The organism is Collinsella sp. AF39-11AT (assembly GCF_003474585.1).
Classification (GTDB): domain Bacteria; phylum Actinomycetota; class Coriobacteriia; order Coriobacteriales; family Coriobacteriaceae; genus Collinsella.
Genome location: NZ_QROG01000020.1, coordinates 32092 through 44960, shown reverse-complemented (window position 1 = coordinate 44960; position 12869 = coordinate 32092). Strand labels below are relative to the sequence as shown.

The 12869-nt window shown below is 61.9% G+C and carries 9 protein-coding genes; 7 read left to right on the top strand and 2 right to left on the bottom strand.

The genetic code is table 11. From position 1 onward, the window contains the following. Positions 1-220: 220 nt before the first annotated feature. From DW037_RS08210 to DW037_RS08200, 3 genes are read left to right on the top strand one after another with little or no spacing between them, the layout of a single operon-like run. On the top strand, positions 221-724 hold the full coding sequence (locus DW037_RS08210) for a MarR family winged helix-turn-helix transcriptional regulator (protein WP_117629816.1): 504 nt from the start codon (positions 221-223) through the stop codon (positions 722-724). After that, positions 717-2561 (top strand): ABC transporter ATP-binding protein, encoded by a 1845-nt coding sequence (locus DW037_RS08205; RefSeq protein WP_233505699.1) that lies wholly within the window; start codon positions 717-719, stop codon positions 2559-2561. Before DW037_RS08210 ends, DW037_RS08205 begins: the two co-directional genes overlap by 8 nt. Beyond that, a complete protein-coding gene (locus DW037_RS08200; protein ID WP_117629817.1) occupies positions 2554-4473 on the top strand; it encodes an ABC transporter ATP-binding protein in 1920 nt (639 codons plus the stop codon). The genes DW037_RS08205 and DW037_RS08200 overlap by 8 nt, the downstream gene beginning before the upstream one ends. A 218-nt stretch (positions 4474-4691) precedes the next feature. On the opposite strand, the gene DW037_RS08195 is transcribed toward DW037_RS08200, so the two are convergent. Beyond that, a complete protein-coding gene (locus DW037_RS08195) occupies positions 4692-5783 on the bottom strand; it encodes a GGDEF domain-containing protein (RefSeq protein WP_199578354.1) in 1092 nt (363 codons plus the stop codon). Between the two features lie 119 nt (positions 5784-5902). Next, positions 5903-6781: a LysR family transcriptional regulator gene (locus DW037_RS08190; protein WP_117629818.1), complete on the bottom strand. Its 879-nt coding sequence runs from the start codon at positions 6779-6781 to the stop codon at positions 5903-5905. Positions 6782-7014: 233 nt separating this feature from the next. On the opposite strand from DW037_RS08190, the gene DW037_RS08185 reads away from it, so the two are divergent. The 4 genes from DW037_RS08185 to DW037_RS08170 all read left to right on the top strand — a co-directional run bounded on the left by DW037_RS08185 (position 7015) and on the right by DW037_RS08170 (position 12664). After that, a complete protein-coding gene (locus DW037_RS08185; RefSeq protein WP_117582973.1) occupies positions 7015-7896 on the top strand; it encodes an SDR family NAD(P)-dependent oxidoreductase in 882 nt (293 codons plus the stop codon). Positions 7897-7962: 66 nt separating this feature from the next. Next, positions 7963-9219: an MFS transporter gene (locus DW037_RS08180; RefSeq protein ID WP_117582972.1), complete on the top strand. Its 1257-nt coding sequence runs from the start codon at positions 7963-7965 to the stop codon at positions 9217-9219. A 70-nt stretch (positions 9220-9289) separates the two neighbouring features. Further along, the gene (locus DW037_RS08175) at positions 9290-10330 is read left to right on the top strand and encodes a Gfo/Idh/MocA family protein (RefSeq protein WP_117582971.1); all 1041 of its coding nucleotides are present in this window, start codon (positions 9290-9292) and stop codon (positions 10328-10330) included. A 186-nt stretch (positions 10331-10516) separates the two neighbouring features. Further along, positions 10517-12664, top strand: a complete 2148-nt coding sequence (locus tag DW037_RS08170; RefSeq protein ID WP_117582970.1) for a Tex family protein — start codon at positions 10517-10519, stop codon at positions 12662-12664. The last annotated feature ends 205 nt before the right edge of the window (positions 12665-12869 follow it).

The following is a 12869-nucleotide window of genomic DNA, read 5'->3' as shown; positions in this document are numbered from 1 at the left end:
CCCGAGACGGTCCCGGGCTGACAATTTCGACTGTAATGGACGTTCTTAAATGACTAGTCGACACAAGGAGTGTCCCCAAATGCCGGCACATAAGGAACGTCCCTAAGTGCCGCTCGAACATAATAAGTTTGGTACCTTGACATTTATTTACCGTGCTCCTAAATTGGTTAGGCACAAAACAATTCAACTACCTAACTAAAGAAAGGAGCGAAGCTTAGATATGTGTGTTGAACCACTCGTCCTTCCGCATGAGCCCGGCGGTGACCCGTCGCAACCGGTAGACATACCCGAAGCGGTCAGCGCCGAAGACAAACTCGCCAAGCGCATCCTGAGCGGCCTGGGCTTTTGCGGCCATTACATGCATTTTCATGGCGGAGGCGTGTCCGGCAAGGCGCCCATCATCTGCCTGCTGGCCAAGCAGCCCGGCGGCGAGATGTCGCAGCAGGAGCTCGGCATGCACTTTGACCTCAAGCCGGGATCGCTTTCCGAGATCCTGTCCAAGCTCGAGCTCAACGGCCTCATCGAGCGCAGCCGTAACCCCAAGGATCGACGGCAACTCACCATTCGCCTGACCGAAACCGGCCGGGAAAACGCCCGCATCGACCAGGCAGCCCGCATCCGCTTTAGAGAACGGGCCTTTAGCGCGCTCACCCACGACGAGCGCGAGGACCTCGCCGAAATGCTCGATAAAATCCGCGTAACCTGGGAGGAACTGGATGATTAAAACCCTCATGGGCAGCATCCGCGACTATATGAAAGTCACCGTTGCTACGCCGTTGCTCGTGCTTGGCGAGGTGCTCTGCGAGATGCTGATTCCATTTATCACTGCCAACCTGATCGACGCCATCAAAGACGGCGCCACCGTAGCCGAGATGCTTCCCACCGCAGGCTTTTTGGTGCTCATCGCGCTGACGTCGCTTGCTTTTGGCGCCGCGGCAGGCGTCACCTGCAGCCATGCGAGCTGCGGCTTCGCCAAGAACCTGCGTCACGACCTGTTCTACAAAATCCAGACGTTCAGCTTTGCCAACATCGATGAGTTCTCGAGCTCCTCGCTCGTCACGCGCCTGACCACCGACATCAACAACGTGCAGCAGGCCTTTATGATGATCATCCGCATCGCCGTGCGCGCGCCGCTGGTATTGATCTTCGCCTTTACCATGGCGTTTATCATGGGCGGCAGTGTTGCCATGGTCTACCTGGTCATCATTCCGCTGCTGGGCTTTGGACTGTTCTTTATCATCTTTAAGGTGCGCCCCATCTTCTCGCGCGTGTTCCACAAGTACGATGCCCTTAACGAGTCCGTCGAGGAAAACGTCACCGGCATGCGCGTGGTCAAGAGCTATGTGCGCGAAGACTTTGAGAAGGAGAAGTTCGCGACCGCCGCGCGCGACGTCCAGATGGACTTCACCCGCGCCGAGAAGCTGCTCGCCTTTAACAACCCCATGATGAACATCTGCGTCAACGGCGCGTTTGTCGTCATCATCTACCTGGGCTCCAAGCTCATCATCACGAGCCAGGGCACGCTGTTCGACGTGGGCCAGCTCTCCTCGACCTTTACCTATGGTTTCCAGATTCTCATGAGCCTGATGCAGCTGTCGATGATCTTTGTCATGGTGACCATGGCCGACGAATCGGCACACCGCATTGCCGAGGTGCTGGCCGCCGAGCCCACGATCGCCGATCCCGCCGAGCCCGTGCTCGAGGTTGCCGACGGTTCCATCGACTTTGACCACGTGAGCTTTAAGTATTCCGCGCATGCGAAACGCCAGGCGCTCGACGATATCGACCTGCACATTACGAGCGGCGAGACCATCGGCATCATCGGCGGCACTGGCTCGGCCAAGTCCACGCTCGTTAACCTCATCGCCCGCCTGTACGACACCACCGAAGGCGCTGTGCGCGTGGGCGGCGTGGACGTGCGCGACTACGACCTGGATGCGCTGCGTCACCAGGTCGCCATGGTGCTGCAGAAAAACGTGCTGTTTAGCGGCACCATCGCCGAGAACCTGCGTTGGGGCGACCCGAACGCCACCGACGAGGAAGTCCGCGAGGCAGCGCATCTGGCCTGCGCCGACGAGTTTGTCGACGGTTTCCCCAAGGGCTACGACACCTGGATCGAACAGGGCGGCTCTAATGTTTCGGGCGGTCAGAAACAGCGCCTGTGCATTGCACGCGCCCTGCTGCGTCGCCCCAAGATCTTGATCCTGGACGACTCCACCAGCGCCGTCGACACCAAGACTGACGCCAAGATTCGCGCAGGTCTGGCAAGCTATCTGCCCAACACGACCAAGATCATCATCGCCCAGCGCATCAGCTCCGTGCAGGACGCAGACCGCATCATTGTCATGGAGGGCGGCCGCATCGCACAGATCGGCAACCACGAAGAGCTGCTCAAGACGAGCGAGATCTACCGAGAGACCTTTACCTCGCAAAACAAGATGTCTGCCGAAGGTACGCAAGACGCCGACGACGTCTCTGGCGACGCGAACACGGCGGCAGACAACACCGACATGACCGCAACGCAAGCTCAGACCCAGGAAGGAGGCGAGGCACATGAGTAAGGCAACGACCGCCGAGCGCGCGCTCAACCGTAAGGGCGGCACCATGTCGCGCCTCATCAAGACGCTCTTTGGCTTCTATCCCGTGCTTTTGCCCCTTGTCGTCGCCGGCGTGGTGCTCTGCGCCATCATCAACTCCATCGGCGCGACCTTCCTGCAGAGCGCCCTGCAGATTATTAGCGAATCGTGGCAGTCGGGCGATTGGGAAGCCGCACGGCCCAAGATTCTGCAGCTCGTGACCACCCTCGCCTGCATTTACGGCGTCGGCGTCCTGTCCTCGCTCTTCTGGAACCGCGCCATGGCTATCGTCACGCAGGGCTCGTTGGAGAAGCTTCGCGAGATGATGTTCAACCGCATGCAGGACCTGCCGATCCGCTACTTTGACACGCACCAGCGCGGCGATACCATGAGCCACTACACCAACGACATCGACACGCTGCGTCAGATGATCAGCCAGTCGCTGCCCAACCTGCTCATGACGATCATCATCATCGTCACGGTGTTCTTTATCATGCTGTACTACAGCGTGTGGATGTGCCTGGTCATCATCGCCGGCGTCGTCTTTATGACCTTTATGACCAAGCTGCTCGGCTCCAACTCCGCGCGCTTCTTCATTGCGCAGCAGACCGAGCTCGGCGTGGTCGAGGGCCATATCGAGGAGGTCATGAACGGCCAGAAGGTCGTCAAGGCGTTCTGCCACGAGTCTGCCGCCGAGGCCGATTTTGACGAGCGCAACGAAAAGCTCTTTGAGGTCTCCCAGAAGGCCAACATGTACGCCAACATCCTCATGCCCATCCTTATGAACCTGGGCAACCTGCTCTACGTGCTGGTGGCCCTTGCCGGCGGCATTTTCCTTGCGCTGGGCGTGCCCAACCTGAGCATCTCGGGCATGGCGCTGTCCATCTCCGTCGTAGTGCCGTTCCTCAATATGACCAAGCAGTTCTGCGGACAGATTGGCCAGATCTCGCAGCAGATCAACGCCGTGGTCATGGGCCTTGCCGGCGCCGACCGCATCTTTGAGCTCATCGACGAGGAGCCCGAGGCCGACGAGGGCTACGTGACGCTCGTCAACGCGCAGGTGAACCCCGAGACTTGGGAGTTCGAGGAGGCGGACCACCACACCGGCATGTGGGCGTGGAAACATCCGCACCGCGCAACCGGCGAGATCGAGTACGTACCGCTGCGCGGCGACCTGGTCATGGACAACGTCGACTTTGGCTACACGCCCGACCACGAGGTGCTGCACGGCGTGTCCGTGTTTGCCAAGCCGGGCCAGAAGGTCGCGTTTGTCGGCGCCACCGGTGCCGGCAAGACGACCATCACCAACCTCATCAACCGCTTCTACGACATCGCCGACGGCAAGATCCGCTACGACGGCATCAACGTCAACAAGATCCGCAAGGCCGACCTGCGCCGAAGCCTGGGCGTCGTGCTGCAGGACGTGAACCTGTTCACCGGCACCGTGATGGATAACATCCGCTACGGCAACCTGGATGCCACCGACGAGGAGTGCATCGCGGCGGCCAAGCTTGCCGGCGCGGACGACTTTATCACACGCCTGCCCGACGGCTATGACACCATGCTCACCGGCAACGGCGCCCAACTGTCGCAGGGCCAGCGTCAGCTAATTTCGATCGCACGCGCCGCCGTCGCCGATCCGCCGGCGATGATCCTGGACGAGGCCACGAGCTCCATCGACACCCGCACCGAGGCCATCGTACAGGCGGGCATGGACAAGCTCATGGAGGGCCGCACGACGTTTGTCATCGCACACCGCCTGTCCACCGTGCGCAACTCCGACGCGATCATCTGTCTGGATCACGGCCGCATCATCGAGCGCGGCAACCACGACGAGCTGATCGCCAAGCGCGGGTATTACTACCAGCTGTACACGGGAGCGTTTGAGCTGGAGTAGGAACGGTTACTGACGGAGGGTTCCCCGGGGCGTCGGGGTAATTCCTCCGTGCTCAAACATTCTCGCTTCGCTGCGAAACTGCGCGCGGAGGAAATACCCCGCCGCCCCGGGGCACCCTCCTGCGCGCAATCAGCCCGTTGTTTAAAACGGAATAAAGGTTAGTGAGGCCCTGGCCGTTTGGCCAGGGCCTCGTTTTGTAGCCGTCCTCTGTTGCAGGCTTACCGGCCATCGCGTTGCGGACCGGCTGCCTCGGCCGTCTTTATGCGGTTCTTGTCGATGTACATGTTTTTGTCGGCCTGTGAAAAGAGCTCGCGCATCGTGGGCAGCTCATCAAAATCACTGGAAAGCGCATAGCCCACCGCGTAGCTGATAGGCATGTCGGAGTGAGCCTCGGAATACTCGTTCACGTTCGCACGGACCCGAGCGAGACGGGACTCCACGGCAGCTCGATCGGCATCCCACAGCACCGCGATAAACTCATCGCCGCCGTCGCGGCCCACAAAGCAGGCCTCGGACGCCACGCGCCCCAGCTGCTGGGCAAAAGAACGGATGTATTCGTCACCCTTCTCGTGGCCAAAGCGGTTATTGACCGTATGCAGATTATTAAGATCGAAGACACACAGCGCAACGGGCGCTTCAGCGGAAACGGGATGCTCCTGACCCAAGATTTCCTCGCATTTGTTCTTGTTGGGCAGTCCCGTAGCTTCGTCGAGATAAACTTTGCTCTGCAGCTCGCGATTGAGTGCGGCAGTGCGCACCGCGCGAACAAGTTCGACCGCAAAGGTCGTCACCAAGCCCACGATGTCGATGATCACCAAGCCCTCGAGATAGTTGAGCGCCGACGCCTTCTCCTGAGAGTAGTCCTCTGCGAGTCGCGTAGCATCGTCGCAAATACCAAAGAACTCCTCGCTCATGGCGATGATGTCGGTGTTCTCGTAGCCGACTTCGCGCACATGGATGATCTCGGCGCAAAGCTCATCATAATAGTTTGCAAGCTCGGTCATCTTTGCCTGATACTCGTCGTCGTCGAGACGGACGAGGTTGAGGTCATCACTTCCGTAACGCAAACCGTTGATGTATGAATCAACGGCTCTGAGCAGGTCATCTCGAGGCTGGCCCGCGTCCTCGAGCTTAACGATTCGCTGCGTAGTGCCGCGCACCAGACCGGCGTAGTTGACCACGCGCGCTGTGCCCTGGATATCGGAGACGAGCAGCATAACATTGATGAAAAAGAAGATGAGAACTGCCGTGAGCACCATCATGAGCAGGCGCACCGCCCGGCTGGCTTTCTTGGCGACAGAAGGATTCACAAGTTCACTCCTCAAATGACAAAAGTGCAGGTAGCACACAGTGTGCTGAAATTCACGTGAGGTCAACTCTACCAGATGATTTTTCTAGGACGGGGATTAAAGAATCATCGACACGATAGCTATTTGAGAAGTTGGACCATGGCGTTGACGAATTTTTGGACTTGGAGGGTGGGCTCAAGCGGGTAGTGCAAATAGACCGGCACCTCGCGGCCACATAGGAACGGTACGCCCACAAAGGCCGGGTGCACGCCCGACCACGCTCCGCAGGTGAGCACCGCATCGCCCTTTTCCTCCGCTTCGTTAAAGAGCGCAAAGTCAAAGCTGTCCACGTCGATCACGTCCACGCCGCCGTCGGCCAACAGGTCGATGCGCAGGCTGTCCATGGCGTCGTTGCCGTGACGAAGCACGCGCAGGCGCATGCCCTCCAAGTCGGCAACCGTGATGCGCGTCTTGCGCGCAAGCCGGCTTGTGCGCGGCACGTCGATATAAAACGGCACGGTAACGATGCGGAGCTTTTGGCAGGCGTCACCCCAGCGCGGGGTCGAAAAACTCGACTGCACTACATCCACCTCGCGCCCCAAGCTGCGCATGACGGATTCACGCTCGTCATAGAGGTCGTTCACCGGCACGATCTCGAAGCGCAGCGATGGTTCCAGCTCGTGTACGCCCGTCCACATCGACAGCGTCTGACGCCCCGGGCACATCATCGACACGCCCAGGCGCACGGCGCCGCCATCGCCCGCCGCGCGTCGGGCGCGACGCAGGGCATCCTCGGACTGGCGCATAATCGAGCGCGCGTCGTCCACCAGAAGCGCCCCCGCCGGCGTCACCTTGACGCCCGAATGCGAGCGCTCGAACAGCGTGATGCCAAACTCGGCCTCGAATCTTGACACCTGTTTGACGAGTGCCGGGGTCGACACGCGCAGTTTTGCCGCGGCGCGCGAGAAGCTTCCCAGCTCAGCGGCGGCCGCTATGGCCTCGAGTCGTCGATCGTACACGTCAATCTCCCGTTTCCAGACGTATGGACATGCGCTGCCGAAGGGGGTCGTTTTGGCAGGTCACACACTCAATTAAGAACAAATTGCCTTGCGTGCTGTAAACCATAGGTTTACGCCATTCTAACAAATATGCAATTCACCTGCGCAAATGCAAAGCATACGATAACCAGCGAAAACCACGTGGGTCGATTAATGGGAGCGACCCACCGGGAGGCACAAGAAGGGAAGTTCCTATGAGCAACTGGCTTAAGCTCGAGGGCGATGTCTGCGCTGTGACCGGCGCACTCGGCGGCATGGGCGTCGAGATCTGCCGCGAGTTCGCCCGCAACGGCGCCAACGTCGTCCTGCTCGACCTGGACGAGGAGAAGGTCAAGGCCGCGGCCGCCGACCTCGCCGCCGAGTTTGGCATCCACGCCGAGGGCTACAAGATGAACGCCACCGACGAGGCCGAGGTTCAGGCCGCTGTCGATGCCACCATCGCCGACTTCGGCCGCGTCGACGTCCTCGTCAACACTGCCGGCATCCTGCGCTTCGCAGCCATGGAAGACCTGCCGCTGAGTGACTGGAACGAGGTCCTCAACGTCAACCTCACCGGCTACTTCATCACCTCGCAGCGCTTTGGTCGCGAGATGATCAAGGCCGGCCATGGTCGCCTGGTGCACATCTCGACCGTTGCCAGCCACTCCCCCGAGACGTTCTCGGGCGTGTACAGCTCCACCAAGGCGGGCGTCAACATGATGTCGAAGATGTTGGCTGCCGAGTGGGGTCCCTACGGCGTGCGTTCCAATTGCGTCGAGCCCTGCTTTGTTAAGACCCCCATGTCGGCGAGCTTTTACGCCGACCCCGAGGTCGAGAAGAGCCGCAGCCGTCTCATCGCCACGCGCCGCATCGGCGAGGTCAGCGATATCGCCAACGCCGTCATGTTCCTGGCGTCCAAGCGCTCGGACTTTACCACCGGCGACGCCATCAAGGTCGACGGCGGCTTCTCCAATATGATGGGCGACCTCACCGCCAAGCCCGGCGGCCGTCGAGCCTTTGCCGACAACTACCTCAAGAACAAGGGTGTCGAGCTTTGGTCCGACGAGTCTGGCGTCGCAAAGCCCACTGACCAGTAAACCAGCCCGACAGGGAGGCCCCGCGGACGTGTCCGCCCCTCCCCCGCATCGATTAGAAAGAGTCCAATGGCTTCCACCAACTCCAACAAGGGTCGCGCCGTCGTGCTTTCCGCCGCGTGCGTCACCATGTTCTTTATCAGCTCCATCGCGCTGTATTCCGTCGTGAGCAAGAACCTGCTCGCCGTCTACCCCGAGTGGTCCAGCGCCCTTACCTGGGCTTTCCCGGTCTTTCAGACCATCATGGCCGTGACAGGCATCTTCGCCGGCCGCATCTCCGATAAGATCGGCCCCCGCAACGTCGTGATCGCCGCCGCCGTGTGCTACGGCCTGGGCTGGTTCATGTCTGGCACCGTCACCGAGCCGTGGCAGTTCTACCTGTGGTTCTCGCTCGTCGCCGCCATCGGCAACGGCCTGGGTTACAACCCGGCGCTCACCACCGGCCAAAAGTGGTTCATCGACAAGAAGGGCCTGGCTTCCGGCATCACCCTGGCCGCTTCGACCGCCGGCCCCGCCGTGCTGTCCCCGGTGCTCGCCTCGCTGCTCATCCCGAGCCTGGGCATCTTTGGCGCCCTCAAGGCACTCGGCGTCATCTTCTTTGCGATGATCGCCGCCTCCGCCCTGTTCCTGAAGGCCCCCGAGGCCGGTTGGCTGCCCGAGGGCTTCGAGGCCCCCAAGGGCGGCGCACACGCCGGCACCTTCGGCGACCTCACCCCGGGCGAGATGGTCAAAACCCCGCGCTTTTGGATCCTCATCGTCACCTTCGCCTTTGCTGCCACTGCAGGCACCCTGCTCGTGGGCAAGGTTGCCTCCATCGCCGCCGTCCAGCTCTTCGCCGACCCCACGTGCGCCGCAGCTGTCGCCCTCGGCGGTGTAGTGGTCTCCGTCAACACCTGCGCCAACCTGGTCGGTCGTCTGTCCTTTGGCCAGATCATTGACAAGCTCGGCGCCTACAAGTCGCTGCTCATCAGCCTTGTCGTCACCATCGTCGCGCTCGTCATCATGTCGATGAGCTTTACGCAGAGCATGTTCTTTGTGGCGCTCGCCCTGCTCGGCTTTAGCTTTGGCGCCCTGCTCGTCATCTACCCGCCGCTTACCGGTGGCGCCTTTGGTACCAGCAACATCGGCGTCAACTACGGCATCATGTTCCTGGGCTACGCCGCTTCCACCTGGATCAGCCAGCCCATCACCGCCGTGCTGTATCACGCCGAGGCCGGCAGCGCCGCCTACCAGCAGTCCTTCTACGGCGCCATCGTGATCGCCGCCATCGCCGTCGTACTCACCGTCTACATGATGGTCTCCGACAGCAAGAAGAAGTCCGCTTAGTTTTACCGATGTGACATGAGGGACCGTCCCTTTGTCACATTCCACCAGCCACCAGCATTAAGGAGTCGAAATGTCTGAGCTCAACCCCGTCCGCATTGCCGTCATCGGCGCCGGCGCCATGGGCCGCAACCACATCCGCTTTGTCACCGAGGAGCCCGAGGCCGAGCTCGTCGCCATCGCCGACGCCTTTGAGGGCGCCCGCGCCACGGCCGAGGCTGCCGGCGTGCCGTTCTTTACCGATCCCGCCCAGATGATGGACGAGGTCAAGCCCGAGGCCGTCATCATCGCCACCCCCAACGACCTGCATCTGGGCGTTGCCCGCGAGGCCGTGAAGCGCAACATCGTGCCGCTGGTCGAAAAGCCGATCTCCAATGACCTCGAGGATGCCCAGACCTTTGCCGCCGAGGCCGAGACCGCCGGCGTGCCCGTGCTCGTGGGCCAGCACCGTCGTCACAACCCCTTCGTCAACAAAGCCAAAGAGATCATCGAGTCCGGCGAGCTGGGCAAGCTCACCGTGTCGAGCTTCCACTACATGATCTATAAGAATGACGAGTACTTCGATGTCGAGTGGCGCCGCAAGAAGGGTGCCGGCCCGATCCTGGTTAACCTGGTTCACGACGTCGACCTGCTCCGCTATCTGCTGGGCGAGCCCGTCGCCGTCCAGGGTATGCAGTCCAGCGCCGCCCGCGGTTTTGAGACTGAGGACTCCGCCGTGGTCAACGTCCGTTTTGCCGATGGCGCGCTCGCAAGCATGACCATCTCCGATGCCACCGCCAGCCCCTGGAACTGGGAGGCCACCGCTCGCGAGGACCCGCAGTACCGTCCCTTCGACGCCGACGCCTACTTTATCGGCGGAACCTTGGGCGCCCTTTCGCTGCCCCGCCTGCACCAGTTCTCCTACAACGGTGCCTCCAACTGGCACAAGCCGCTGCAGATGGAGATCCCGGCCGTGGACCCGGCGCTGCCGCACAAGATGCAGCTCAAGCACTTTGTGAAGGTCGTCCGCCGCGAGGTCGAGCCCGTCGTGACCCCCGCCGACAACGTTAAGACGCTCACGCTGCTTAACGCCATCAAGGAGGCCGCCGAGACCGGCCAGCTCGTCGAGCTGTAATGCCTTAAGAGCGGCCGCGGCAGAAACCCCATGCCGAGTCCCTCGGTCCGCCACAAATAAGCCCCTCTTCTTTGCCCCACGAGCAGCCTCCTGCCCGCGGGGCTTTTCTTTGCAGCCGCGGCGCGCGGGCGGGTGGTAGACTGGGTGGCTCATGCACCTGTAACGTACTCACAGACAGGAATTCCCATGGATCTTATCGCCCAGCTCGCCCGCGAGCTCAACCTTAAGGCCGCCAATGTCGAGGCGACCGTCAAGCTCATCGACGAGGGCAACACCATCCCCTTTATCTCGCGCTACCGCAAGGAAACCACCGGCGGCATGGACGACGTCGCCCTGCGCGCACTCGACGAGCGCCTGTCCTACCTGCGCAATCTTGAGCAGCGCAAAGAGGACGTCATCCTGCTCATCGACGCACAGGGCAAGCTCACGCCCGAGCTCGAGCAGCAGATCCGCGAGGCCACACAGCTCCAGCGTGTCGAGGACCTCTATAAGCCCTACCGCAAAAAGCGCATGACCCGCGCGCAGAAGGCCCGCGAGGCAGGTCTGGAGCCGCTTGCCAACATGATCATCATGCAGGCCTCGGCCAAGGGCAGCGCGCTCGACGCCGCCGCGGAATACGTCAACGAGGAGGCCGGCTTCGACACACCTGAGAAGGCGCTTGCCGGCGCCGCCGACATCGTGGCCGAGACGGTGGCCGAGGACCCTGAGAACGTCGCCGACCTGCGCGCCTTTACGCAAAACACCGCCGATATCGTCGTCGAGGCCACCGACCCCGCGGAGAAGACTCCCTACGAGCCTTACTACAACTTTGACGAGCCGCTGCGCCGCATCCCTAACCACCGCGTGCTGGCTATCGACCGCGGTGAGCGCGAGGGTAAGCTCCGCGTGCGCGTGAACGTCGACGGCGCTGCCGCCACGGCGCGCCTCGGCAGCCGTTGGCCCCGACGCCAGGGCGTGTTTGCTCCCATCTTCGATGCCGCCATCGCCGATGGTTACAAGCGCCTCATGGCCCCCTCGCTGGAGCGCGAGGCCCGCGCCAAGCTCACCGTCCGCGCGCAGACCGAGGCCATCAACGTCTTTGCCAAGAATCTTGAGGGCCTGCTCTCGGCACGCCCCGTGCGCGGCGCCCGCGTGCTCGCGCTCGATCCGGGCTACCGCACTGGCTGCAAGGTCGCCGTCATGGACGAGACCGGCAAGCTGCTCGACCACGGCGTGGTCTACCCCACCAAGCCGCGCCACGACGTCGCCGGCACCAAGCGCGAGCTCGCCCGCCTCGTCAAGAAGGACGGCGTCAACACCATCGTCATCGGCAACGGCACCGCCAGCCGCGAGACCGAGGAAGTCGTCTCGGAGTTCATTGCCGAGCAGGCGCCCAGCCTTCGCTACACCATCGTCAACGAGGCCGGCGCATCGGTGTACTCCGCCTCCGAGCTCGCCAGCCAGGAATATCCCGACCTGGACGTCACCGTACGTGGCGCCATGAGCCTGGGCCGCCGCCTGCAAGACCCGCTGGCAGAGCTCGTCAAGATTCCGCCCCAGTCCATCGGCGTGGGTCAATACCAGCACGACCTTGACCAGGCCGAACTCTCGCGCACCCTGGGCCACGTGGTGGAGGACGTCGTTAACCGCGTGGGCGTCGACGTGAACACCGCGAGCGCGAGCCTGCTGGGATACGTATCGGGCATCACGCCGAGCGTGGCCAAAAACATCGTGGCTTTCCGCGAGGAAAACGGCGCCTTTACCGATCGCCGCCAGCTCAAGAAGGTCCCCAAGCTGGGACCCAAGGCGTACCTCAACGCCGCAGGTTTCCTGCGCATCAGCGGCGGCAAGAACCCGCTCGACGCGACAAGCGTCCACCCCGAAAGCTACGAGGTGGCCACGGCCGTCCTGGAGCGCGCCGGCGTTGCGGCAAGCGAGCTCAGCCGCGGCGGCGTGCCCGACATCGAGCGCCGCCTGGGCAGCATCTCGACGCTGGCAAGCGACCTGGACTGCGGTACCCTCACGCTCATCGACATTGTCAACGAGCTCAAGAAGCCCGGCCGCGACCCGCGAGACGACGCGCCCGAGGTGGTCTTTAGCCGCTCGGCACTTTCCATCGACGACCTGGAACCCGGCATGGAGCTCAAGGGCACGGTGCGCAACGTCGTCGACTTTGGCGCCTTCGTCGACGTGGGCGTGCACCAGGACGGCCTCGTGCACATCTCCAAACTGGCCAACCGCTTCGTCAAGCACCCAAGCGACGTGGTGCGCGTCGGCGACACGGTCAAGGTGTGGGTCGAAAAGGTCGATCGCGACCGCAAGAAGATCTCGCTCACCATGGTGCAGGGGAAATAAACCGCCAAAGCAAGGGTACCCCCTGTAGCAGCGTGCAAAATCGCGAGTATTCTGCAATTTCCGCCGCTCCGAACGCTCCTCAGAGGCAATAAAGTCACAAACAGCCCCCGTTTTAGCGTCGTCAGAGCCAAAACGGGGGCTGTTCCGTGCTTCAACCAGCTGGTAAAAGCCTTTACCTTGCTGAATACTCTCAATTTTGCACGTC